The sequence below is a fragment of the Pseudomonas hormoni genome (genome assembly GCF_018502625.1).
GTDB lineage: Bacteria > Pseudomonadota > Gammaproteobacteria > Pseudomonadales > Pseudomonadaceae > Aquipseudomonas > Aquipseudomonas hormoni.
Map to the genome: position 1 here is coordinate 2,717,866 of NZ_CP075566.1, position 25,392 is coordinate 2,743,257.

General features: G+C 58.5%; 20 protein-coding genes. 11 read left to right on the forward strand and 9 right to left on the reverse strand.

All coding sequences use genetic code 11. The annotated features are described in order from the left end of the window. Window positions 1-100 precede the first annotated feature (100 nt). The gene (locus tag KJF94_RS12600) at window positions 101-571 is read right to left on the reverse strand and encodes a DUF1289 domain-containing protein (RefSeq protein ID WP_084320865.1); all 471 of its coding nucleotides are present in this window, start codon (window positions 569-571) and stop codon (window positions 101-103) included. Window positions 572-1,137: 566 nt separating this feature from the next. Between KJF94_RS12600 and acnB the strand changes: the two genes are divergently transcribed. Next, window positions 1,138-3,747 (forward strand): bifunctional aconitate hydratase 2/2-methylisocitrate dehydratase, encoded by a 2,610-nt coding sequence (gene acnB, locus KJF94_RS12605; RefSeq protein WP_214384856.1) that lies wholly within the window; start codon window positions 1,138-1,140, stop codon window positions 3,745-3,747. 276 nt (window positions 3,748-4,023) lie between these two features. Here acnB and KJF94_RS12610 read toward each other — a convergent pair whose 3' ends face one another. Further along, a complete protein-coding gene (locus KJF94_RS12610; protein ID WP_214383838.1) occupies window positions 4,024-5,304 on the reverse strand; it encodes a serine/threonine transporter in 1,281 nt (426 codons plus the stop codon). 390 nt (window positions 5,305-5,694) lie between these two features. Between KJF94_RS12610 and KJF94_RS12615 the strand changes: the two genes are divergently transcribed. From KJF94_RS12615 to KJF94_RS12635, 5 genes are all read left to right on the forward strand, one after another. Further along, entirely contained in the window at window positions 5,695-6,078 is a 384-nt protein-coding gene (locus KJF94_RS12615; RefSeq protein WP_214383840.1) for a tautomerase family protein, read from the forward strand. 29 nt (window positions 6,079-6,107) lie between these two features. Then, window positions 6,108-6,692: a TetR/AcrR family transcriptional regulator gene (locus KJF94_RS12620; protein ID WP_214383842.1), complete on the forward strand. Its 585-nt coding sequence runs from the start codon at window positions 6,108-6,110 to the stop codon at window positions 6,690-6,692. A gap of 112 nt (window positions 6,693-6,804) precedes the next feature. Next, complete coding sequence (locus KJF94_RS12625; RefSeq protein WP_214383844.1) at window positions 6,805-7,788, forward strand: 2-hydroxyacid dehydrogenase; 984 nt, start codon at window positions 6,805-6,807, stop codon at window positions 7,786-7,788. A gap of 143 nt (window positions 7,789-7,931) precedes the next feature. After that, window positions 7,932-8,999 carry a phosphotransferase family protein gene (locus KJF94_RS12630; protein ID WP_214383846.1) on the forward strand — a complete coding sequence of 356 codons (1,068 nt, stop codon included), beginning with the start codon at window positions 7,932-7,934 and terminating at the stop codon, window positions 8,997-8,999. A gap of 38 nt (window positions 9,000-9,037) precedes the next feature. Next, window positions 9,038-9,805, forward strand: coding sequence for an SDR family oxidoreductase (locus KJF94_RS12635; protein WP_017339427.1), 768 nt, complete (start codon window positions 9,038-9,040; stop codon window positions 9,803-9,805). Window positions 9,806-9,947: 142 nt separating this feature from the next. Here the strand turns inward: KJF94_RS12635 and KJF94_RS12640 are convergent, their stop codons facing one another. The 6 genes from KJF94_RS12640 to KJF94_RS12665 all read right to left on the reverse strand — a co-directional run bounded on the left by KJF94_RS12640 (window position 9,948) and on the right by KJF94_RS12665 (window position 18,398). After that, window positions 9,948-11,585 carry a hypothetical protein gene (locus KJF94_RS12640; RefSeq protein ID WP_214383848.1) on the reverse strand — a complete coding sequence of 546 codons (1,638 nt, stop codon included), beginning with the start codon at window positions 11,583-11,585 and terminating at the stop codon, window positions 9,948-9,950. Window positions 11,586-12,220: 635 nt separating this feature from the next. Beyond that, window positions 12,221-12,457, reverse strand: coding sequence for a DUF1652 domain-containing protein (locus KJF94_RS12645; protein ID WP_214383850.1), 237 nt, complete (start codon window positions 12,455-12,457; stop codon window positions 12,221-12,223). Window positions 12,458-12,636: 179 nt separating this feature from the next. Further along, entirely contained in the window at window positions 12,637-14,133 is a 1,497-nt protein-coding gene (locus KJF94_RS12650) for a helix-turn-helix transcriptional regulator (RefSeq protein ID WP_214383852.1), read from the reverse strand. Between the two features lie 142 nt (window positions 14,134-14,275). Next, window positions 14,276-15,265, reverse strand: coding sequence for a hypothetical protein (locus tag KJF94_RS12655; protein ID WP_214383854.1), 990 nt, complete (start codon window positions 15,263-15,265; stop codon window positions 14,276-14,278). Window positions 15,266-15,463: 198 nt separating this feature from the next. Continuing rightward, entirely contained in the window at window positions 15,464-16,747 is a 1,284-nt protein-coding gene (locus KJF94_RS12660) for a Zn-dependent hydrolase (RefSeq protein WP_214383855.1), read from the reverse strand. 166 nt (window positions 16,748-16,913) lie between these two features. After that, complete coding sequence (locus KJF94_RS12665) at window positions 16,914-18,398, reverse strand: NCS1 family nucleobase:cation symporter-1 (RefSeq protein WP_214383857.1); 1,485 nt, start codon at window positions 18,396-18,398, stop codon at window positions 16,914-16,916. 551 nt (window positions 18,399-18,949) lie between these two features. Between KJF94_RS12665 and hydA the strand changes: the two genes are divergently transcribed. The 3 genes from hydA to preA all read left to right on the forward strand — a co-directional run bounded on the left by hydA (window position 18,950) and on the right by preA (window position 23,237). Next, window positions 18,950-20,389, forward strand: a complete 1,440-nt coding sequence (hydA, locus tag KJF94_RS12670) for a dihydropyrimidinase (RefSeq protein ID WP_214383859.1) — start codon at window positions 18,950-18,952, stop codon at window positions 20,387-20,389. Between the two features lie 205 nt (window positions 20,390-20,594). Then, window positions 20,595-21,962 (forward strand): NAD(P)-dependent oxidoreductase, encoded by a 1,368-nt coding sequence (locus KJF94_RS12675; protein WP_214384857.1) that lies wholly within the window; start codon window positions 20,595-20,597, stop codon window positions 21,960-21,962. Further along, entirely contained in the window at window positions 21,963-23,237 is a 1,275-nt protein-coding gene (gene preA, locus KJF94_RS12680; protein WP_214383861.1) for an NAD-dependent dihydropyrimidine dehydrogenase subunit PreA, read from the forward strand. A 116-nt stretch (window positions 23,238-23,353) separates the two neighbouring features. Here preA and KJF94_RS12685 read toward each other — a convergent pair whose 3' ends face one another. Next, window positions 23,354-23,974, reverse strand: a complete 621-nt coding sequence (locus KJF94_RS12685; RefSeq protein WP_214383863.1) for a TetR/AcrR family transcriptional regulator — start codon at window positions 23,972-23,974, stop codon at window positions 23,354-23,356. Window positions 23,975-24,120: 146 nt separating this feature from the next. Between KJF94_RS12685 and copC the strand changes: the two genes are divergently transcribed. Continuing rightward, window positions 24,121-24,486, forward strand: a complete 366-nt coding sequence (gene copC / locus KJF94_RS12690; protein WP_214383865.1) for a copper homeostasis periplasmic binding protein CopC — start codon at window positions 24,121-24,123, stop codon at window positions 24,484-24,486. A 3-nt stretch (window positions 24,487-24,489) separates the two neighbouring features. Further along, the gene (gene copD, locus KJF94_RS12695; protein ID WP_214383867.1) at window positions 24,490-25,347 is read left to right on the forward strand and encodes a copper homeostasis membrane protein CopD; all 858 of its coding nucleotides are present in this window, start codon (window positions 24,490-24,492) and stop codon (window positions 25,345-25,347) included. Window positions 25,348-25,392: the final 45 nt, after the last annotated feature.

A 25,392-nucleotide genomic window follows, 5' to 3' on the forward strand; every position in this document is an offset into this window, starting at 1 on the left:
CCCAAATCGTACGGCGCGGTGTATCAGATAATACTCGCAGGTCATTTGCGACTGCTGCGCAGTCGAGCGGGAGCAAGCTCCCTCGCCACAGGTTTAAGTTTTATCCGCCGAAGGCGTCCTTGAGGAAACCCGGCGCGATGTAGCGCTGGTAATGCGCCTCCGAGAGCAAAAAGAACTCCCGATCAATCGCATCCCGCAGCTCCGGCAGGTTCCAGTCGCGAAATTCCGGCAGCAGCACCATCCCGTAGGCGTCAAGATTGTTGATCACCCGCGCGCCGCGAGCGATCAGCTGATAGGCCCAGCAATATTCCGACTGATGCGGCACGAAGCGAATCTTTCGCTGTTCCAGCTGCATTCTCAGCAGCGCCGGATCAAAAATTTCTACCTTGCCGGCCATCACCTGGGACAACAGCTGCTCGAGACGCAGCCACACCGCGCGCTTTTCTTCCTCGTTGTAACCGTTCCAATGGATCACTTCATGGTGAAAACGCTTGCAGCCACGGCAGACCAGGTCACCGTAAACAGTGGAGCAAAGGCCGACGCAGGGGGTCTTGATGGTCTGATTGGGCATAGGTAAGAAAAACACGGGAAAGCAGAACAGGTCGGCATGTTAGCCCTTTGTCTAACATTCATCACCCCTCAAAGTTGAGGGCGGAGGGTCTATTGGACTTTGGTGACGGCCGCGTTGCGCGCCTACGTGCGCGAGGCTGCGTTGCGGGATTTGCCAAGGGAACAACCATTAGCGACATCCCGCGCCTTGCCTCGCACACGCAGGCACACAACGCGACTCGCCACCAAAGTCCAATAGACCCTCACTTACCTTTAAATTTTTTTTGCCGTAGAATCAGCCAGCCTTTTAAGGCGCCAATGTCCGTTAGAAGCTGTTTTCAAAGCGTCACGAGCACAGTCGTTCCTTCAGAGCGGTGTTGGCGAAGGGTTTTTCCAGCGGGGAAAAGCTCTACGCCAACCCTCATCAGCTCCCCGTTCTGCAGGCGTAAAACTTTGAAAGCAGCTTCTGTAAGGAATTGTCGGTAATTCTGGCTAAGTGGCCCACAACGCCACGCAGCGCATGAGTACGGCAATTTCGGGATGAGCGTCCCGGACACCCATTTGGGACCACTGATGAGGGTAATAACTGTGCTTGAAGCCTACCGCAAACATATCGAAGAGCGTGCAGCACTGGGTATCGTTCCCCAGCCGCTTAACGCCGAACAAACTGCAGGCCTGGTCGAGCTGCTGAAGAATCCCCCGGCTGGCGAAGAAGCTTTCCTCGTTGACCTGATCACCAATCGCATTCCGCCTGGCGTGGACGAAGCAGCCTATGTAAAGGCCGGTTTCCTGTCTGCCCTCGCCAAAGGCGAAGCAAAATCTCCTCTGATCGACAAGAAACGCGCTGTTGAACTGCTCGGCACCATGCAGGGCGGCTACAACATCGTGACCCTGGTTGACCTGCTCGACAGCGCCGAACTGGCGCCTGTTGCCGCCGCTCAACTCAAGCACACCCTGCTGATGTTCGATGCGTTCCACGACGTCGCGGAAAAAGCCCGCAACGGCAACGAACACGCCAAAGGCGTGATCCAGTCCTGGGCTGACGGCGAGTGGTTCCGCAACCGCCCTGTTCTGGCCGACAAGATCAGCCTGCGCGTGTTCAAGGTCACCGGCGAAACCAACACCGACGACCTGTCCCCTGCTCCTGATGCCTGGTCCCGCCCGGACATCCCGCTGCACGCCCTCGCCATGCTGAAAATGGCCCGTGAAGGCATCGTACCTGACGTCCAGGGCGTTACTGGCCCGATGAAACAGATCGAAGAAATGCGCGGTCAAGGCTTCCCGATCGCCTACGTCGGTGACGTGGTCGGTACCGGTTCGTCGCGTAAATCGGCAACCAACTCGGTGCTGTGGTTCTTCGGCGACGACGTTCCTTACGTGCCGAACAAGCGTGCTGGCGGCTTCTGCTTCGGCAGCAAGATCGCTCCGATCTTCTACAACACCATGGAAGATGCCGGCGCACTGCCGATCGAATTCGACGTCACCAACATGAACATGGGCGACGTGATCGACCTGTATCCGCATGCTGGCAAAGTCTGCAAACACGGCACTGACGAAGTCCTGACCACCTTCGAAATGAAGACTCCGGTGCTGTTGGACGAAGTTCGTGCCGGTGGCCGTATCCCGCTGATCATCGGCCGTGGCCTGACCGACAAGGCTCGCGCCGAATTGGGCCTGGGTCCTACCGATCTGTTCAAACTGCCAGAAGCCCCTGTCGACACCGGCAAGGGCTACACCCTGGCACAGAAAATGGTCGGCAAGGCCTGCGGTCTGCCAGAAGGCAAAGGCGTTCGTCCTGGCACCTACTGCGAACCGAAAATGACCACCGTCGGCTCTCAGGACACCACCGGTCCTATGACCCGTGACGAACTGAAAGACCTGGCGTGCCTGGGCTTCTCGACCGATCTGGTGATGCAGTCCTTCTGCCACACCGCGGCTTACCCCAAGCCGATCGACGTGACCACCCACCACACTCTGCCAGACTTCATCATGACCCGCGGCGGCGTTTCCCTGCGTCCGGGCGACGGCATCATCCACAGCTGGCTGAACCGCATGCTGCTGCCGGACACCGTCGGTACCGGTGGTGACTCGCACACCCGTTTCCCGATGGGCATTTCGTTCCCGGCCGGTTCCGGTCTGGTTGCGTTTGCCGCGGCCACCGGCGTTATGCCGCTGGACATGCCGGAATCGATCCTGGTGCGCTTCAAAGGCAAGATGCAACCGGGCGTCACCCTGCGTGACCTGGTTCACGCCATTCCTTACTTCGCGATTCAGGCTGGCCTGTTGACCGTTGAGAAGAAAGGCAAGAAGAACGCCTTCTCCGGCCGCATCCTGGAAATCGAAGGCCTGGACAACCTGAGCATCGAGCAGGCTTTCGAGCTGTCCGACGCCTCGGCCGAACGTTCGGCTGCCGGTTGCACCATCAAACTGTCGAAAGAGTCGATCACCGAGTACCTGAACTCCAACATCACCCTGCTGCGCTGGATGATCGGCGAAGGCTACGGCGATGCACGTACTCTGGAACGTCGTGCTCAAGCGATGGAAGCCTGGGTTGCCAACCCTGAGCTGATGGTTGCCGATGCTGACGCCGAATACGCTGAAGTCATCGAAATCGACCTGGCCGACATCAAAGAGCCTGTGCTCTGCGCGCCGAACGATCCGGACGACGCCCGTCTGCTGTCCAGCGTTGCTGGCGAGAAGATCGACGAAGTGTTCATCGGTTCGTGCATGACCAACATCGGTCACTTCCGCGCTGCCGGCAAGTTGCTGGATCAGGTCAAAGGTCAGCTTCCAACCCGTCTGTGGCTGTCGCCGCCGACCAAAATGGACGCTCACCAGTTGACCGAAGAAGGCTACTACGGCATCTACGGCAAGGCTGGCGCGCGCATGGAAATGCCGGGCTGCTCGTTGTGCATGGGTAACCAGGCACGTGTTGAGCCGAACTCGACTGTGGTGTCGACTTCGACCCGTAACTTCCCGAACCGTCTGGGTGACGGCGCGAACGTTTACCTGGCTTCGGCTGAGTTGGCGTCTGTTGCTTCCATCCTGGGTCGTCTGCCGACCGTCGAGGAGTACATGGAATACGCTGGCAAGATCGACAGCATGGCGGCCGATGTTTACCGCTACCTGTCCTTCGACCAGATTGCCGAGTTCCGTGAGGCTGCTGCGAACGCCAATATTCCGGTTGTTCAAGCCTAAGGCTTTCTCGTTGTAGAAAACGCCGCGTGTCGTGAGATGCGCGGCGTTTTTTTATGCCTGGGTTTTTGTGTACATATCCGTTGTTGCGGTAACGGATATGTACACCCTCAAAACCTATGTCGCCTGAAAAACCGCCATCGCTGGCAAGCCAGCTCCCACAGGTCCGGCGTACGACCGCAACACTCAACACTCACGCAAAAAAAACGGCCAACCCGCAAAGCGGATCAGCCGTCATTCATTCCAGCAAATCAAATCTAATCAAACGAGCTGCACCGATCAGGCACTCAGCGAATAAATCAACGCCGAAATAGCCACCAAACCCACCGCCGTCACAAACACATTCGACGCCTGGCCACGGAAACGCGCCATCGCCGGCACCTTACGAATCGCATACATCGGCATCAAAAACAGAATCGCCGCGATCACCGGGCCACCCAAGGTTTCAATCATCCCGAGAATGCTAGGGTTCAGCGTGGCAACAATCCAGCAAACCACCAGCATAAACGCCGCGGTAAGGCGATCCAGCGTCTTGGGCGCCGGACGCTTGCCACTCTTCACGATCAAACCTTTAAGACCCTCACTGGCACCGATGTAGTGACCCAGGAACGACTTGGAAATCGCCACAAACGCAATCAACGGCGCTGCAAACGCAATCGTCGGGTTACTGAAGTGATTAGCCAGGTACGACAGGATCGACAGGTTCTGCGCCTTCGCTTCCGCCAGTTGTGCCGGCGACAGGGTCAGCACGCAGCTGAACACGAAGAACAGCACCATCACCACCATCAACACATGCGCGCGGGACAGGATCTGCGAGCTGCGCTCTTCGGCGTGGTCACCGTAGCGACGCTTCTGGTCCACCGCGAACGCCGAGATGATCGGCGAGTGGTTGAACGAGAACACCATCACCGGAATCGCCAGCCACAAGGTGTGTAACAGCGCCGACGGCTCAGGCAACGTCGATGCGGTGCTCAGGATGCCGCCATTCCAGTGCGGAACCAGGAACACCGCCAGGAACAGCAACGCCACGATAAACGGATACACCATCAGGCTCATGGCCTTGACGATCACCTGCTCGCCGCAACGCACCACCGCCAGCAGGCCGAGGATCAGCACAAACGACAAAACAGCGCGCGGTGGCGGCATGATGTGCAGTTGGTGCTCAAGGAAACTGCCGACGGTGTTGGTCAGCGCCACGCTGTAAATCAGCAGGATCGGAAAGATCGCGAAGAAGTACAGCAAGGTGATCAGCGCACCGGCCTTGATGCCGAAGTGTTCTTCCACCACTTCGGTGATGTCCGCGCCTTCGCGTCCGGACAATACGAAACGGGTCAGGCCACGGTGTGCGTAAAAGGTCATGGGGAACGCCAGCAGCGCCAGGATCAGCAACGGCCAGAAACCGCCCAAACCCGCGTTGATCGGCAAAAACAGCGTACCGGCTCCGATGGCCGTGCCAAACAGGCCGAGCATCCAGGTGGTGTCATGGCGGTTCCAGCCTTCAAGGCTGACAGGTTTCGCCGCTACATAGCGTTCGTTGACGCTATTGGCCTGATCATTCATCCGGTGGGATCTCCGCATTCCGGTCAGTTGCTACCCGGTCAGGACGAGTCGGAAAAATCCGACAGGCAGCGCCCTGACCGAAACAGGGGCGCGATTGTCCGGGATTAATGAGCAGAAGCAAAGACTTAGGTGAGGAATGGTGGTGCGGATCAGTTGAACATACGAATTTTTCCCACCCTGTGGGAGCGAGCCTGCCCGCAAAACGATGGCACATTCAGCAGGGATTCTGTCTGATTCAGCGCCTTCGCTAGCAGGCTAGCTCCCACAGTGATCATCACAACGTTTGAGATTCGCGGCCTGTACGCTTCATCGCCAAATGCAGACTCGACTTGATAAAGGTTTCCCGTCATGTATTTTTAACCAATCTTCATTCTGCTTGAGGGAAATGCCATGCCACTGGTTCGCATCGACATCAAAAAGCATCAGGACCCCACCCACGCCAAACGCATCGGTCAGTTGATCTACGCCGCCATGCACAGCGCCATTGGTGTGCCGGAAAACGATAATTTCCAGATCCTCGCCGAACACGACGAGCAGCACTTCGTCTTTGACTCGCAATACCTGGGGATCCCTCGCACCGACCAACTGGTGGTGATCCAGATCACCCTGAGCGAAGGCCGAACCGTCGAACAGAAGAAACTGCTCTACAAAACCATCGCCGAGAGCCTGAACGCTGAATTGGCGGTGCGGCTAGAGGATGTATTCATCAATCTGGTCGAAGTGAAAAAAGAAAACTGGTCGTTCGGCAACGGAATTGCCCAGTACGCCCTCTGATCGCCATCCTTTATCTTTGTGAGCCGCCAATGCCCCGTGTTTCCCGCAAGCAAGCCGAACTCAACCGCGAAATCATCGTCGAGGCGGCCACGCGGCTGTTTCGCGAACGGGGTCTGCACGGCATTAGCGTGATTGATGTGATGGGTGCAGCGGGCCTGACCCATGGCGGCTTCTATGGGCATTTCGAGTCCAGGGAGGCCCTGGCCCAGGAGGCCAGCGGCCGTGCATTCCGGCAATCGGCAGACCGCTGGAAAGACTGGATCGCCGCCAACGCAGACAAGAACGCCGCCCGTCAGGCCTTGATCGTACCCTACCTGTCGGCCGCCAGCCGCGACAATCCGGGCGATAGCTGCCCGGTGGTGGCGTTTGCCGGTGACATGTGCCACGAAGCCGCCGAAAGCGGCCTGCGCCAAACCTTCATGGAAGGCCTCGGTTCATTGCTCGACACCCTCACGCCCTTGATGGATACCGGCGACGACGCCCGCGATCGTCAACAAGCGTTGGTGCAATACGCCCTCATGGTCGGCGCACTGACGCTCGCCCGGGCCACCCGGGGCGATGCCTTGTCCGACGAAATTCTGGAGGCTGCGCGCACCTTTCTGACTGCGCCATAACCTACCGCTCCTGTTCCGCTATGATCATCTGGCAGTGCTGCGATCTTTGATCGTTGCCAATGCGTTTTGAAGCCAGCAATCTCTAGGGATATTCAAGCCACAGGAGCCCAGCATGCCCGCAACCGTTCTGGTACTGGTCGAAACGATCAATGATTACCTGCCGATTCTCGAACATCAGGGCTTTCACCTGATATTGGCGCCAACTCCCGCCGAGCGGGCCGAAGCCATTTCGACCCACGGCGAGCGTATCGATGCGGTACTGACCCGCGGCCCGCTGGGCCTGTTTGCCGATGAAATCGCCGCACTGCCCGCGCTGAAGATCATTTGCGTGATTGGTGCCGGTTACGAACATGTCGACCTGCAGGCCGCTGCCGACCGCGGCATTACAGTCACCAACGGCGCAGGGGTCAACGCCTCTTCGGTGGCCGACCACGCGATGGCGATGCTTCTGTCGATGGTGCGTGACATCCCCCGCTGCGACGCCGCCGTGCGACGAGGCGAGTGGCCGAAAATCATGCGCCCTTCCCTCGCCGGCAAACGCCTGGGCATTCTCGGCCTCGGCGCCGTCGGCATGGCCATCGCCAAACGCGCGGCAAACGGTTTTGACATGACCGTCAGCTACCACAACCGCCAGCACCGCAGCGACGTGGCGTACAGCTTCTGCTCGACACCGACCGAACTGGCCCGCGCCTCGGATTTCATGGTGGTAGCCACGCCCGGCGGGCTCGGCACCCGAAGCCTGATCAACCGATCGGTGCTGGATGCGCTGGGGCCCAACGGATTTCTCGTCAATATCGCCCGGGCCAGCGTGGTGGTGACCGCCGATCTGATCAGCGCCCTGGAACAACGGCGCATTGGCGGCGCGGCGCTGGATGTCTTCGATCATGAACCGCAGGTGCCGGATGCCCTGAAATCGCTGAGCAATGTGATTCTCACGCCGCACGTCGCAGGCCTGTCGCCCGAAGCGACCCAGGGCACCGTTGAACTGGTCGGACGCAACCTGATGGCGTTTTTTTCCGGCCAGCCGGTGCTCACCCCCATCGACCTGCCGGCGTCGGCATCGGCGATGCCGCCCGAAAACAACGCCGCGCTGTAGGACAATTCAAACAGGTGTATCAAAAGCAATGATTGCCCGGCAACACCCTCACCTATAAGGGCCGATCGTGGTTGTGGGTGCGGGGTGTGCGCATTAGATTAGCCAATAGTCTCAGGCCTCCAAAATAAGCAGAAGGGATAAGCATGGCGCTTACTGACCAGTCCACCCGTATCCGCACCGGCGAAGAACTCGATGCCAGCCTGATCGATCCGTACCTCAAGGCCCACATTCCGGGCCTCAGCGGTTTGCCGCAGATCAGCCAGTTCCCCGGCGGTGCGTCGAACCTCACCTACTTGCTGGAATACCCCGAACAGGAATTCGTCCTGCGCCGGCCGCCGTTTGGCCACAAGGCCAAATCCGCCCATGACATGGGTCGTGAATTTCGTATCCTCAATCAACTTCGCGACGGCTTTCCGTACTGCCCGAAAGCCTACGTGCACTGCACCGACGAATCGGTGATCGGCGCCGAGTTCTATGTGATGGAACGGGTCAAGGGCATCATCCTGCGCGCCGAACTGCCACCGGAACTGGGCCTGGATTCGGCGAAAACCGAAGCCCTGTGCAAAAGCTTCATCGACAAGTTCGTCGAGCTGCACCGGGTTGACTACAAGGCCTACGGCCTCGGTGACCTCGGCAAGCCCGAAGGTTATGTGGCTCGGCAGATCAAAGGCTGGAGCGACCGCTACGAGAAAGCCCTGACCCCGGACGCACCGCAGTGGGAAGTGGTCAAGGCCTGGCTCAACGACAAGATGCCCGCCGATCACCCGACGTCGAGCATCGTCCATAACGACTACCGCTTCGACAACGTGATCCTCGACCCGAACAACCCGATGCAGATCATCGGCGTGCTCGACTGGGAACTCACCACCCTCGGCGATCCGCTGATGGACCTGGGCAACACCCTCGCCTACTGGATCGAAGCCGACGACCCGGCGCCGGTGCAACTGATGCGCCGCCAGCCGAGCCACGCACCGGGCATGCTGACCCGTCGCGAATTCGTCGATTACTACGCCCAGCGTTCGGGCATCCAGATCGACAACTTCGACTTCTACTACACCTACGGCCTGTTCCGCCTCGCCGGCATCGTGCAGCAGATCTACTACCGCTTCTTCCATGGTCAGACCCAGGACAAACGCTTCGCGCAGTTCATTCACATGAACAAACTGCTGGAGCAGATGAGCTTGCAGGTCATTTCGAAATCCAGCCTCTGATCCAGGCCATCCAATAAGACTTTTTATAAGAGAATCCCATGTCCAAGACTCAGTTGTTCGACCTCGACGGCAAGATCGCTTTCGTCTCCGGCGCCAGCCGTGGCATCGGTGAAGCCATCGCCAAACTGCTGGCCCAGCAAGGCGCCCACGTCATCGTCTCGAGCCGCAAACTCGAGGGCTGCCAGCACGTCGCCGATGCGATCATCGCCGCCGGCGGCAAAGCCACCGCCGTCGCCTGCCACATCGGTGAAATGGAACAGATCAGCCAGGTCTTCGCCGGCATCCGCGAGCAGTTCGGCCGCCTGGACATCCTGGTCAACAACGCCGCGACCAACCCGCAGTTCTGCAACGTACTGGACACCGACCTCGGCGCCTTCCAGAAGACCGTCGACGTCAACATCCGCGGCTACTTTTTCATGTCGGTCGAAGCCGGCAAGCTGATGCGCGACAACGGTGGCGGCAGCATCATCAACGTCGCGTCGATCAATGGCATCTCGCCGGGGATCTTCCAGGGCATCTACTCGGTGACCAAGGCAGCGGTGATCAACATGACGAAGGTGTTTGCCAAGGAATGTGCGCAGTTCGGGATTCGCTGTAATGCGTTGTTGCCAGGGCTGACCGATACCAAGTTTGCTTCGGCGCTGGTGAAGAATGAGGCGATTTTGAACACGGCGTTGGCGCAGATTCCGCTCAAGCGTGTGGCGGATCCGAGTGAGATGGCGGGGGCGGTGTTGTATCTGGCGAGTGATGCGTCGAGTTATACGACTGGGGTTTCGTTGAATGTGGACGGGGGCTTTTTGTCCTGATTTTTTCCCCGGAATAAAAGGAAGGCAAACGTGGGATATCCCTGCGTTTGCCTTTTTTTCTGGGCGCCTTTTGAGCCGTCAAGGCTTGGTTAAAAGAGCTCCGTGGCACCTATGGAGCTCTCTCTCTTGAACACTGGCGAAATTATAGAGTGTCAGTCGGCGGTAAAACTCTTACCAATGCTTCAGTTGTCACCTCCTCTTGTGGAAGCTCCGCTACTGCAGAAAATTTACGCACCCCTAGGGTTGGGTACATGTAGGGTACAGAACCTGCCACCCCTTTAGCGTCTGTCTCTATAATCTGAGGCTCCTTCTCTTCGGCATAAAAAGTCACTTTTACATTAGCTAAGGGAGTGCCATCCCCCTCCGTGAGCTTCACACCGGCAGCAAACAGCGTATTGACATAAACCCGATTTTCGATAGGGGGTAATGGAAGGGGATCACCCAAAAAATTGATATATCTAAAAAATCGTTCAGGCAACAACCTGCAACGAGGCGCCCACGCTGCCCTGCCGAATTCGGGCCCCAGAAATCCCGGTTGAAAATCGCCGAACCCGCTTACACCCTTCAGGAGCCACTTATGGTCAGTTTGCTCCGTGTTGAGCTCAGGCTTGCACTCCAAAACTGCAGATGTGTTCCCGATTGCCATCCAGATCCGGGATCCCGCCACAGGGCTATGGAGCTTGGGTTGTAGCGTTATCTCCTGTGACTTACCTACTTCGAAATTGACAATCTCCGTGGGGGGGTGATGTACACCGTCAATCAGGACATCGACTTCGTCATAGAGGTTGTCTGACACCAACTTGCTCCGCGGCACATCAATCGGGACGGTCATATCCCGGCCCACCAGATGGAGCTGGAAAGTTCCGCTCCGGTTCCTCCCGGTGACGCTCCATTCGTGCTTTGTTTGCAGCTCGTCGAATGCCGGCACACTGCCCACGTCTCCCGGCAACAGAGGAGTGTTGAACCTGCATTCGAGCTTCACTGGATGCTGGCCAAGCGGACTATCGGGCTTGGGTTCCAGCGTGACAACCAGAGGCTTGCCCCTGGTGAAAAATTTGCCATCGGCAGGAACGCTTACCCCTCCGATCCTGACGTCTGCCTCTTCCGTCAGATAGCGAGACATCACCGAGCACAGCACCACTACGTTTTTGGTAAACCCGGGGCCCTTCAACTCCAGTTCGAAGGTGCCGCTGCGGGTGTTGGCATTGACCCGCCAACTATGAGGGTGGGTAGGTAAAGTCGGGGTCACCGCCAGGATGGGCGTTCCGCTCTTGACGGTGCCGACCAACTGCAACGTCCAGTTTTCCAGGGGACTTCCCCGCTTGTACGTCAAGGTGACCTCAAGCGCCTCATTTCTGAAAAACAGATAACCAGAGAGCAAAGGGACCCCGCGCACGAACATTTTGTCCACTTCATCGGCAAGATCATCAGACATTACCGCAAAGACAAGCTCCCACGGTAGAAGCACTTCCAGGCTCAAAAAAACAAGCGTGATAAGGCCACTCGATCCATCATCAGGTGTAAGCGTCCACTCGAACAGGCCATTGATCCCATCCACCCAGGAGCCAAATGGTGGTGAGGAAACAACATTCAAACCTCCGGATTCAGGCATATGCAGTCGGAGTCGTTGCGCGACTTCCAGGGGAGCCTCTACCGAAATCGTATTTGCGCGACCACGGATCAACATAACCTTCTCGCCCGGGGGCACTATTTGGTTATTGACTCGCAGTGTGGCTTGATCCCACGATTTTATACCCGCGGCTTTTTGTTCGATGGTCATGGCGTTTTCTCGGTAATCAGCGAAGTCATGCGATTATCGGGAAAAAGCACGCAGGTAATAACTGTCAAATATGACAGTACAGCTAGAACAAATTGCGATAAAGATTAATCGAATGAGTACTACACCACTGATAGTGGTCGCAGAGAATTAGCCTTGGACACTGCGCAGCCCAAGGCGATGATGATAGAAATCACGTTCACCTGAACAAGTCGAGGTAGCTGCGCATCGCGCGAATAGCGCCTTCAATGAAGGCGCCGTCCGGACTTACTGAGTGACACAGCGGGTGGTGGTGGTGACTCGCGTCACCTGCCCGTCTTCTGCCTGCACATTACCCAGCACATCGGTTTGATCCAATGTTTCGCAAGTGCGCTCAAGAGGCGGCGGTGGCGCTACGGGTGGAGGTGGCGGCGGACTGGCGCAACCGCCGAGAATCGCTGCGCAGAAGGCGAGCGACAAAGGTGTACAAACGCGTTTCCCAAGAGTGTTCATAGGCTGACCCGCGATAAGTGATCGATACCTTTTTGTGACAACAAAAGACCCGCGCTAAATCCGCACATCTGTCACAAAAAAAAGAAGTTCGTATCTCTTATAGCCCAGACATGGGTCACCGCCAGTAAAACCTGGCAGTTCTTGCATTATCGGGTCAGCGTATTGCACTGCAGCTCGTAGCGCAGTTCTTCAATCAGGTTCGCCACCGCTTCTGCCGACTGCAGCCTTGTCATGTTCAAGCCGCTGACGACCAGATCCACTTCGCCTGAAGCCGGGTGATAGAGCTTCACGGTCAATGAATGATCGCCTGTGACGCCGCACTCGCAGGCCAGCGGCGAGAAACTCCGTTCGATCAGCATTCGCAGTTGAACGAGGGTGATCATTGCGATTGGCCCTCCCTGTAGAGGTGATTCATGAGGCTGTTTCCTTTAGCGGTTCAAAGTGGACACGCGGGCAATCCGCGGACACCTGTCACACGCCACCAGCCTAAAAGCCGCCACACCAAGGAAAAACATGAATTTGCACCCTGCGCCCTAGTGCATTTGCACCTTATCGCAGCCCCTCATCGCTGTCCCTTGGCGCGCCAATCGCCGGAAAACAACCCCCGCTCCCGCGCCCAGACAATCGCTTCACTGCGACTGTGCACGTCGAGTTTCGAATACACCGTCGCGACATGATTACGCACGGTGTTAGGCGCCAGCTTCAGTCGCGCGGCGATTTCCTTGTCGGCCAGGCCTTCGCAGATCAGGCCAAGCACATCACGCTCCCGGGCCGTCAGATCGGTAAAGGACACATTGGGCAACTTCGGCGAGTTGACGCTCTTCACGTTGGCGAGTTTTTCAATCAGCGTGCGGCTGAACCATGAGGCATCTTTCATGACTTCTTCGATGGCTGAGACCAATTCCAGCTCGGTGCGTTTGCGCTCGGTAATGTCCATCAACACCAGCAAATAGCAGGGGTTGTCCTGAATGTTGACGGTGTCCGCCGACACCGCGCAATCGATCAGTTCAGTATCTTTCTTGCGCATACGCACATCGACACGGTCCAGGCTTGCGGATTTTTCCAGCGCGGCAAACAACCGTGTACGCGCGCCTTTTTCATGGATGAAATCGATTTCTGCAATGGTCTTGCCGAGTACTTCTTCACTGGGGTACGCGAAGGTATCAAGGAACGCTTCGTTGACGTCCATCACCACTTGCTCACTGGCGCCGCACACCAGAATCGGCACAGGGGTCAGGCGAAAGGCCTTGGCAAAACGCTCCTCACTCTGGCGCAGGGCAACTTCAGCCTTGTGCCGCGGCTCCATGTCGACGAAGGAAAACAACATGCAGGCTTCATCGTTGAGCTCAAGAGGCTGACCGGCGACGATGACCTGTTTGCTGCCGCCTTCGGGTAGTTGCAACTCGGCCTGCATTTGCGGAATGGTCGTCCCTTCGCGCAAACGCTGCTTGGCCAGTTGTATGTTTTCGGCGCCCTGCAGCACGTCCAGTTCATAGGCTGAACTGCCGATGACCTGATCGCGGGCGTATCCGGTCATTTCGAGAAAGCCGCCATTGACCTTGATGTAGCGCAAATCGCTCAGACGGCAGATCACCGCCGGGGCCGGGTTGGCGTTGAAGGTCTTTTCGAAACGCTGCTCGGCGCTGGCCCACTCGGTGACATCGTCCATGATCAGCACCAACGACTCCGGGTCACCCGCGCTGTCGGCCAGCACCATGCTGCGCACGTTGTGGACCCAAGTGTGCTCTTCGTCGCTTGCCGGCGTTACCTCCACCAGCACATCGCTGAACGTCTCGCCGCGGGCCACCCGGCTGATCGGGTAATTTTCGGTCGGCACCGGGTGATTGTTGCGATAGCGCAGGGCGAAACGCTTGGCGTACTCACTGGCATTCGCTCCCAAGGCGTCAATCCGGCTGACACCGTGCATCGCCAGTGCGGCGTCATTGGCCCAGAGAATGGTCTGGTCGAGCTCCAGCAGAATCACCCCATCGGACAGGCCGGCGATGATCTGCTGCAACTGACGGCGATTGGTTTCGGTGGTCAGGACGTCCTGGCTCATTGGATCTCCACAATGGCGCGAGCGCCAACGTGTGGCGCTCTGTGAAGATTACGACCGCGGGGGCGCGCGATAGTGCAAAGCCCTGTAGCCGCTACCCCGGGTTGCCGAGCAGGCAGTGATCAACCGCAGGTGTGACTGCGCACTATTGAACGATAGTGTCGGGCAGCGTGATGATCCCAGTCATCAATGTCCCGGCAAGTTCCAGTTTAAATTCACCGGGTTTGGAGGCCGTTAAAGTCCAACTTGTGTTACCAGGGTTTTTAACCACTACCACATCGCCTGGCGCCAGTCCGGAGATCAGGATTACTGTCAGCGTCATTGGATGCGGGTGCTCCAACAAAGGGCTGCCCGGTACGACGCTCAAAGTAATGACATAAGACTCATCTATGTTGATAACGCAACCTATAGCGTATACAACACCGTTCAGAAGAACATCCTGCACTTCATCCGCCAGATTGCGCGACATTACCTTGTGATCGCGCACGATATAACTGGTGGTCGAGTTCACGTCTCTGACAAAGGGACTGAACCAGCCGCTTTTGCCGGTGGCAGTGATCTCCCAGGCCAGAGACCTGCCAGGTCCGGACGGGGTCACAATCATGGTGGGAGGGCCGCCGCGGGGGATCGCATCAAACACCAGGTCGATATGTTGCAGAGGACTGCCTTCTTTGGGGGTGATCGTGGCGGTCTTCGGCTCACCGATGAAGAACATATGAGCGATGGGCAAAATGTGATCACCAATTTGGAATACAGCCACTTCGTCCTTCAGGTCAGCGGATACCACCGCACTTGAACACTCCAAGGGAATCGCCGTTTCCCGGCTGAAAAATACGAATAACGCAAGACCGCTCTTGCCATCCTCCGGCGTTATCTTCCAGCTGAACTTGTTGTCGATCGGGTTCACCCATTCTCCAAATGGCGGATTCGCCTCAATGCGCATGCCACCATCGTCGCCCAACACCAGGTTCAGCATCTCCGCGATCTCTGGATCAACTTCCACCGTGACTTCGTTTTCCTGTCCACGGAGCAGTACAAGTGACCTACCCAATTCCACCGTATTACCGTTTACCGACAGCTTTGCCTGTTTCCATGGGTTGTCATCTACAGCCGCAATTGCGTGTTGGATGGACATGACTTTATCTCGCTAGAAAGTTGAACGAAAAAATTGACAACTCAACTATCTGGCGAAAAACGATCACGGGTAACTGTCAAAACTGACAGTCCTTTAGAACGAATTGCGATGAAACACTGTAGTACCTAACAAGAGGGGTTCGGGATCCAGTTGACGCTTATCCCAAAGGATCACAAGCACAATGCGATCCTTCAGGTTTCAAACCGCCAGTTGACCACCGGCAATCGCCGCCGAAGCCGCCAGCATCGCCCGCAACAGCACCGCACAGCCGGCCGCCAGATCATCCGGCGCGGCGTTTTCGATTTCGTTGTGGCTGATGCCGCCCTCGCACGGGACGAAGATCATCCCGGCCGGGCCGAGTTCGGCGAGGAAAATTGCGTCGTGCCCTGCCCCGCTGACGATGTCCATGTGCGACAGGCCCAACCCTTGCGCGGCATTGCGTACCGCTTCAACGCAGCCCTTGTCGAAGTACAGCGGCGGGAAGTCGGCGGTGGGCGTGAGCTCGAAGGTCAGGCCGTGTTCTTCGCAGGTGGTTTCGATGACTTCGCGGACTTCGGCGATCATTGAATCCAGGCGCGCCGGTTCCAGATGACGGAAGTCCAGGGTCATCCGCACTTCGCCGGGGATGACGTTGCGCGAGCCCGGGTAGGCTTGCAGGCAACCGACGGTGCCGCAGGCGTGGGGTTGATGGCCGAGGGCGGCGCGGTTGACGGCGCCGACGATGACGGACGCACCGACCAATGCGTCCTTGCGCAGGTGCATCGGGGTGGGTCCGGCGTGGGCTTCGACACCGCGCAATTTCAGGTCGAACCATTTCTGCCCAAGCGCGCCCATCACCACACCGATGGTTTTACGTTCGTCTTCAAGGATCGGGCCCTGTTCGATGTGGGCTTCGAAATAGGCACCGACCGCATGGCCGCTGACCTTGCGCGGGCCGGCATAGCCAATCGCGTTCAGTGCATCGCCGACGGTGATGCCTTCGGCGTCGACCTTGGCCAGCGTTTCTTCGAGGGTGAATTTTTCCGCGAACACCCCGGAGCCCATCATGCACGGGGCGAAGCGCGAACCTTCTTCGTTGGTCCAGACCACCACTTCCAGCGGTGCTTCGGTTTCCACACCGAGGTCGTTGAGGGTGCGCAGCACTTCGACGCCGGCGAGCACGCCAAAGCAGCCGTCGAACTTGCCGCCGGTGGGTTGGGTGTCGATGTGGCTGCCGGTCATCACTGGTGGCAGGTTCGGGATACGGCCGGGGCGGCGGGCGAAGATGTTGCCGACGGCGTCGATGCTGACGGTGCAGCCAGCCTCCTCGCACCACCGGACGAAAATGTCTCGGGCCTGGCGGTCAAGGTCGGTCAGGGCCAGGCGACAGACGCCGCCCTTGACGGTGGCGCCGAGCTGGGCCAGGTCCATGAGCGACTGCCACAGGCGGTCGCGGTTGATGTGCTGATGGGTGGATTGCAGAACGTCTACGGCAGCGTTCATGGTGATCTCCTCAGGCAGTTGTTATAGGTTTTTTCAGGCAATTCGGTGGTGGGTTTGAGGCCGTCATCGCGGGCAAGCCCGCTCCCACAGGGATTGAGGTCGAACACAATTGTTGTGTACATCCGATCAATTGTGGGAGCGGGCTTGCCCGCGATGGGGCCCGTATTCACACCGCCGTTTTCGCAACAGACGGACTGGGCCGCATCGAGCACAACCCGTAATAAATCAACCCGCCAAGGGCCGAGCCAGTGAACCAGCCATAGCTGTAAAACCAGCTGAACGCATCGCTGCCGAGCGACAGCAGCGTCAACACCACCGGCACACCAAACGCGATAAAGCCGAACCAGTTCCACGCCGGATACACGTCATCGCGATAAAGCCCGGCCAGGTCCAGTTGCTGTTTCTTGATCAGGAAATAGTCCACCACCATGATCCCGGCGATCGGGCCGAGCAGGCTGGAATAGCCCAGCAGCCAGTTCGAATAGACCGTTTCCAGGCTCACGTCCGAGACAATCAAGCCAAGTTTTTTCAGTAGTTCATGCCCCATCAACACCAGTCCCACCAGCCCCGTCAGCAACACCGCTTTGGTGCGGTTGATCACCTTCGGCGCGATGTTCTGGAAGTCGTTGGTCGGCGAAACAATGTTGGCGGCGGTATTGGTGGAGAGCGTGGCGATGATGATCAGCGCCATGGCCAGTGCGACCCAGACCGGGCTCTGGATATGGCCGATCAGCGTCACCGGGTCGGACACGGTCACACCCACCAGTTTTACTGACGCGGCAGTCATCACCACGCCCAGCGAGGCGAACAGGAACATGGTCAGCGGCAGGCCGATGATCTGCCCGACAATCTGGTCCTTCTGGCTTTTGGCGTAGCGGCTGAAGTCCGGAATGTTCAGCGACAACGTGGCCCAGAACCCGACCATCGCCGTCAGCCCGGCGGCAAAGTAACTGACCACGCTCGCCCCCTCCGGGCGTTTGGCCGGGATCGCCAGCAGCTCGGTCATCGACACATTCGGCATCGCCCACACCAGCAGCCCCACGCCGACCAGCACCAACAGCGGCGCCGACAGGGTTTCCAGCCACTTGATCGAGTCCGCACCGCGAATCACCACCCACAGGTTCAAGGCCCAGAACACCATGAAACCGATGACTTCACCGGTGCCACCGAGGGATTTCCAACCCTCGAATACCGAGCCCAGAAACAGATGAATCGCCAGACCGCCAAACATCGTCTGGATGCCGAACCAGCCACACGCCACCAGCGCGCGAATCAGGCAGGGAATGTTGGAACCGAGGATGCCAAAGGACGAGCGCAACAACACCGGAAACGGAATGCCGTATTTGGTGCCGGGGAATGCATTAAGTGTCAGAGGGATCAGAACGATGATGTTGGCAAACAGAATCGCCAGCAGCGCCTCGCCGACGCTCAGACCGAAGTACGCAGTGAGCACGCCGCCCAGCGTGTAAGTCGGTACACAGATCGCCATGCCGACCCACAGCGCGGTGATGTGCCATTTGTTCCAGGTTCGTTCGCGCACCTTGGTCGGTGCCATGTCGTGGTTGTAACGGGGACTGTCGAGGACATCGCTGCCGGCTTCGAGCTCGAACAAGCCGTCGCGCTCGGTCACTTGCGATCTGATCTGTTGCATGGCCGCTCCACTGTTCTTTGAATTATTTTTTGCTCATCGGGGGCTGGCGGCATCAATTAACGTGCCGGGCACCCGAGTACGCATCGGGCAGTTCCATAAAAACGTTTTAAATCACTGATGTTTATCAGCTTTATTTATGTACCGGGTGAGTCTTCGGTGACTTGCCTGCTCCCTCAGGCCAAAGGCCAGGCAAGTTGTCCGAACCGTCAGGACTCAATCTGGTGCGTCGATCTTTTTTTCAAAGTTGCGCATCAACCATAGACCATCCTCAAGCGGCTGATTTCACATAAGAAATCTTGACCATTTTTGGAACCTGTCAAGTGCGTCAAAATGGTGAGAGGCCTCACCATTATGGTGATTAATCGTTTTAGTTATTATTTATCAGCTACTTAAACAGGTTATATGCTTATAAAAAATATTCTTGCTGATTCCCTGATCTCATACTAGCTTCTATTCCTGACAGTGTTGGCAGGAATACTCCTGTTGACGCTTGCTTCATATAAAACATTTAGAACCGGCACCAGTCGGTCATTGCCTGCGAGGAACTCGGAATGTCTCTGTTGATCCGTGGCGCCACCGTTATTACCCATGATGAAAGTTATCGCGCCGACGTCTATTGCGCCGACGGCATGATTAAAGCCATCGGTGACCATCTTGATGTTCCGGCGGGCGCCGAAGTGCTCGACGGCAGCGGCCAATACCTGATGCCCGGCGGCATCGACCCGCACACGCACATGCAACTGCCCTTCATGGGCACCGTGGCCAGTGAAGACTTTTTCAGCGGCACGGCGGCCGGCCTTGCCGGGGGCACCACGTCGATCATCGACTTCGTGATTCCCAACCCGCAGCAGTCGTTGATGGAAGCCTTTCATCAGTGGCGCGGCTGGGCGGAGAAGTCGGCCTCGGATTACGGTTTCCACGTCGCGATCACCTGGTGGAGCGAGCAGGTCCGCGAGGAGATGGCCGAGCTGGTTAGCCAGCACGGCGTCAACAGCTTCAAGCATTTCATGGCGTACAAGAACGCGATCATGGCGGCCGATGACACGCTGGTGGCGAGCTTCGAACGCTGCCTGGAGCTGGGCGCGGTGCCAACGGTGCATGCGGAAAACGGCGAGCTGGTTTATCACCTGCAACGCAAGCTGATGGCGCAGGGTATGACCGGCCCTGAAGCGCATCCGCTGTCGCGTCCGTCGCAGGTCGAAGGTGAAGCGGCGAGCCGGGCCATCCGCATCGCCGAAACCCTGGGCACGCCGCTGTATCTGGTTCACGTGTCGACCAAGGAAGCCCTCGACGAAATCACCTACGCCCGCAGCAAGGGCCAGCAAGTCTACGGCGAAGTGTTGGCGGGTCATTTGCTGCTGGACGACAGCGTCTACCAACACCCGGACTGGCAGACCGCCGCCGGTTATGTGATGAGCCCGCCGTTCCGCCCACGCGGCCATCAGGAAGCACTTTGGCACGGGTTGCAATCCGGCAACCTGCACACCACCGCCACCGATCACTGCTGTTTTTGCGCTGAGCAAAAAGCCGCGGGGCGTGACGACTTCAGCAAGATCCCGAACGGCACCGCCGGCATCGAAGACCGCATGGCGGTGTTGTGGGATGAAGGGGTGAACACCGGGCGCTTGTCGATGCAGCACTTCGTGGCGCTCACCTCCACCAACACCGCGAAAATCTTCAACCTCTACCCGCGCAAGGGTGCGATTCGCGTCGGTGCCGATGCGGATCTGGTGCTGTGGGATCCCGAAGGTTCGCGGACGATTTCGGCGAAGACCCATCACCAGCAAGTCGACTTCAACATCTTCGAAGGCAAGACCGTACGCGGGGTGCCGAGCCATACGATCAGCCAGGGCCGGGTGGTCTGGGCGGATGGGGATTTGCGCGCCGAGCGTGGGGCCGGGCGGTATGTCGAGCGGCCGGCGTATCCGGCGGTGTTTGATTTGCTGAGCAAGCGGGCTGAGTTGAATCAGCCGGTTGCCGTGAAACGCTGATCTGCCCCCTGTGGCGAGGGAGCTTGCTCCCGCTGGCCTGCGTAGCAGGCCCAAAACCAGTCGATTCGGGATATCAGGAAAACCGAGTGGGCAGGATAAGGGGCGGCTTCGCCACCCAGCGGGAGCAAGCTCCCTCGCCACAGGGTGATGCAAAAAAACAATGCCCACCAGAGGCAGTTACCTCAATAACCGTGAGGCCAACACCGTGATCAAGACCCTGACCCACCTCCCGCATCCCTACGAGAATGCGGCCGCCCTCGCCGGCCACTTCACCGACCTGGCGCCGCCACTCAACGACCGCCAGGCGCACCTGGAAGCCTCGCGCTGCCTGTATTGCTACGACGCGCCGTGCGTGAATGCCTGTCCGAGCGACATCGACATTCCCTCGTTCATCCGCAATATCCATCAGGACAACGTGCAAGGCGCGGCGCAGAAAATCCTCTCGGCGAACATCCTCGGCGGCAGTTGCGCCCGGGTCTGTCCGACGGAAATTCTTTGCCAGCAAGCCTGCGTGCGCAACAACGCCCATGAATGCGCGCCGGTGTTGATCGGCCTGTTGCAGCGCTACGCCGTGGACAACGCGTACTTCAGCGAACACCCCTTCCCTCGCGCCGCAACTACCGGCAAGCGCATCGCCGTGGTTGGTGCCGGGCCGGCTGGTTTGTCCTGCGCCCATCGCAGCGCCATGCATGGGCATGACGTGGTGATTTTCGAAGCACGGGAAAAGGCTGGCGGCCTCAACGAATACGGGATCGCCAAGTACAAACTGGTGGACGATTACGCGCAGAAGGAGCTGGAATTCCTGCTGCAGATCGGTGGCATCGAAATCCGTCACGGGCAGAAACTCGGCGAGAACCTGACCCTCAGCGAGCTGCATCAACAATTCGACGCGGTGTTTCTCGGACTTGGCCTCAACGCCAGCAAACAGCTTGGGCTGGCCCACGAAGATGCACCGGGCTTGCTCGCCGCCACCGAGTACATCCGCGAATTGCGCCAGGCCGATGATCTGACACAACTGCCTTTGGCCGACCATTGCATCGTCCTCGGCGCCGGCAACACCGCCATCGACATGGCCGTGCAAATGGCCCGCCTTGGCGCACATGACGTGAATCTGGTGTACCGCCGCGGTGTCGAGGACATGGGCGCCACCCACCACGAACAAGACATAGCCAAAGCCAATCAGGTGCGCTTGCTGACGTGGGCGCAACCCGAAGAAGTGCTGCTCGACGATCAAGGCAATGTACGCGGCATGCGCTTCGCTCGCACACATTTGGTGGAAGATCGCCTGCAAACCACTGGTGAAACCTTCGAACTGGCCGCCGATGCGATCTTCAAAGCCATTGGCCAGGCCTTCGACTCAAGCGCCCTTGTCGATCCGCTGGCTCGCGAACTCAAGCGTCAGGGCGATCGGATTCAGGTCGATGAAAACCTGCGCACCAGCATTCCGGGCGTGTATGCCGGCGGTGACTGCACCAGCCTCGATCAGGACCTCACCGTGCAGGCGGTGCAGCACGGCAAACTGGCGGCCGAGGCCATCAATGCTCAACTGATGCTCAACGTGGAGGCTGCGTAAATGGCCGATCTTTCGATTGTCTTCGCTGGCATCAAAAGCCCCAATCCGTTCTGGCTGGCCTCCGCGCCACCGACCGACAAAGCCTACAACGTGGTCCGCGCCTTCGAGGCCGGTTGGGGGGGCGTGGTCTGGAAAACCCTGGGTGAAGACCCGGCGGCGGTCAACGTGTCGTCGCGCTACTCGGCGCACTTCGGGGCAAACCGTGAGGTGCTGGGTTTCAACAACATCGAGCTGATCACCGACCGCTCGCTGGAGATCAACCTGCGGGAAATCACCCAGGTCAAAAAGGACTGGCCGGACAGGGCGCTGATCGTTTCGCTGATGGTTCCCTGCGTTGAAGAGTCGTGGAAACACATCCTGCCACTGGTGGAGGCCACCGGTGCCGATGGCATCGAACTGAATTTCGGCTGTCCGCACGGCATGCCGGAACGGGGCATGGGCGCGGCGGTCGGTCAGGTGCCGGAGTACGTCGAACAGGTCACGCGCTGGTGCAAGACCTGGTGCTCGCTGCCGGTGATCGTCAAGCTCACGCCGAACATCACCGACATCCGCGTCGCCGCCCGTGCGGCCCATCGCGGTGGTGCCGATGCGGTGTCGCTGATCAACACGATCAACTCGATCACCAGCGTCAACCTGGAGCGCATGGTCGCCAATCCCACCGTCGGCAGTCAAAGCACCCACGGCGGTTATTGTGGTTCGGCGGTGAAGCCGATTGCGCTGAACATGGTCGCCGAGATCGCCCGCGATCCGCAGACGCAAGGCTTGCCGATCTCTGGCATCGGCGGCATCGGCAACTGGCGCGACGCGGCGGAATTCATCGCGCTGGGCAGCGGTTCGGTGCAGGTGTGCACGGCGGCGATGTTGCATGGCTTCCGGATTGTCGAGGAAATGAAGGACGGCTTGTCACGCTGGATGGACAGTCAGGGTTACGCCAGCGTGTCGGAATTTTCCGGGCGCGCGGTGGGCAATACCACTGATTGGAAGTACCTGGACATCAACTATCAGGTGATTGCGAAGATTGACCAGCAGGCGTGTATCGGGTGCGGGCGTTGCCATATCGCCTGCGAGGACACTTCCCATCAGGCGGTGGCCAGCGTCAAGCTGGCGGACGGCACGCATAAATATGAAGTGATCGATGAGGAGTGCGTGGGCTGCAATTTGTGCCAGATCACTTGCCCGGTACAGGACTGCATCGAGATGGTGCCGATGGAGAACGGGAAGCCGTTTCTGGACTGGAATCATGATCCGCGCAATCCGTATCACGTCGCGGTCTGAAATCTTCGGCGCCTGATCTGGCGCCTTCGCGGGCAAGCCTTGCTCCTACAGGATTTGCGCAAATCCTGTAGGAGCAAGGCTTGCCCGCGAAGAGGCCGACAGCCACACCACAAAACTCACGGTTCCAACCCGATCCCCCGCAATATCACACTCGTCACCGTCTGCACCGCCCGCTCAAACTGCATGTCCGACAGCGGCTGGTGATCGTTCAGGATATTCACCTGGTGATCAAAGTCAGCGTAATGCTGGGTCGAGGCCCAGATCATGTACAGCAGGCTTGAAGGCTCCACCGGCAGGATGCGTTTGTCCTCCACCCACTGGCGAATTTTCGCTTCTTTCATCTTGGCCCAGTCGTACAGGCTGACGTCCAGTTTCTCACCCAACGTCGGTGCGCCGTGGATGATTTCATTGGCCCAGACTTTCGAGCCGTAAGGCCGGCTGCGCGAGTGGTTCATCTTGGCGCGGATGTAGCTGCTGAGCACCACGCGCGGATCATCGAACATCTCGAAACACAGGGCGTCCTGCTTCCACACCTCCAGCAAATCGAACAGCACGGCGCTGTACAACTCGGTCTTGGTGCTGAAGTAGTAATGCAGGTTGGAACGCGGCAGTTGCACTTCGGCGGCGATGTCGGCCATGGCGGTACCGCCGAAGCCTTTTTCGGCAAAGACCTTTTCGGCCCCGAGCAGGATTTTTTCGACGTTACTGCGGCGAATCTCGATCTTGTGATTGCCCATGAGGGCTCCCTGACAACAGCGTTGCTCAAGACTAACATCCGCTCTACATCGCGGCGACAGAGGAAAACGAAACTTCGTACACCCGCCCGCTGACGCTCGCAGTTAAACTGTCGCCCTTCTTCGAACCTGCCTCCGAGGTATCCACGATGCTTTTCAAGAAAACCCTGACCACCGCTGCCCTGCTCGGCTCGCTGCTCGCCGCCTCGTCGGTGTTTGCCCACGCCCATCTGAAAGGCCAGACCCCGGCCGCTGACAGCACCGTGAGTGCGCCCTCGGAACTGCGTCTGGAGTTTTCCGAAGGCATTGAAGCGACGTTCACAAAAGTCACGATCAGCAAGGATGGCACCAACGTGCCGGTGAAAAGCCTGGCCACCGAAGGCAGCGACAAGAAGACCTTGATCGTGACCCCGGCAGCACCGTTGGCGGCGGGAACTTACAAAGTCGAATGGCACGCGGTGTCGGTCGATACCCACAAAAGCGAAGGCGCGTACAGCTTCAAGGTTGGCCAGTAATTCATGACGAGCGCGATGGTGTTGTGCCGTTTCCTGCATTTCACCGTGGTGCTGATGCTGTTCGGGGTCTGGGTCTTCAGGCCATTGCTGTTGGGCCGTGTAGCGTTGCTGGACCAACCTCTGGCGCGAGTCAGCCGTTGGCTCGCGGCAGTGGCGTTGGTCAGCGGCGTCTGTTGGTTGCTGCTGATCACCGCCAGCATGGCCGGGGACCGGGCGGCGGCATTCGATCCGCCGACCTTGCGGTTGGTGTTGGGCAATACGTTTTTTGGTCAGGTCTGGACCTGGCATCTGCTGCTCAATGGTTTGCTGCTGATTGTGCTGCTGACGCGGCTCCGCACCCACCAGCCCTTGAGCCTGATCCTCGGCGGCCTGTTGTTGGCCACGCTCGCCCCGGTCGGCCACGGGGCGATGCTTGATGGTCTCAGCGGTCAGTTGCTGATCCTCAATCAAATCGTTCACCTGATCTGTGTCGGAGCCTGGTTGGGTGGGTTGATGTTGCTGGTGATGATTTTGCGGCAACCGGCTGGCCATGCCGTTCGCGCAATACTGCAACGCTTCAGCGGCGTGGGTTACGCGTTGGTGGCCGGATTGGTTATCACGGGACTGATCAATGTGCGGGTACTGACCGGGCAGTTCTGGCCTACACCGCTACTGTCCGGTTTCGCACTGATTCTGCTGATCAAGGTGGTGCTGGTCGCCGTCATGTTGGGGCTGGCGCTGTTCAATCGGTTGCGGATCAAGGATTGCGAAGAGCATCTCGCAACGCTCAAGACCAGCGTGATTCTGGAATGGCTGCTGGGGATTGGCGCAGTGGCCGCAGTCTCCCTCCTGGGCACCATGCCCCCTATGATTTCGAGCTGAAAACACACCCCTGTGGGAGCGAGCCGGCTCCCACATTGGTACATC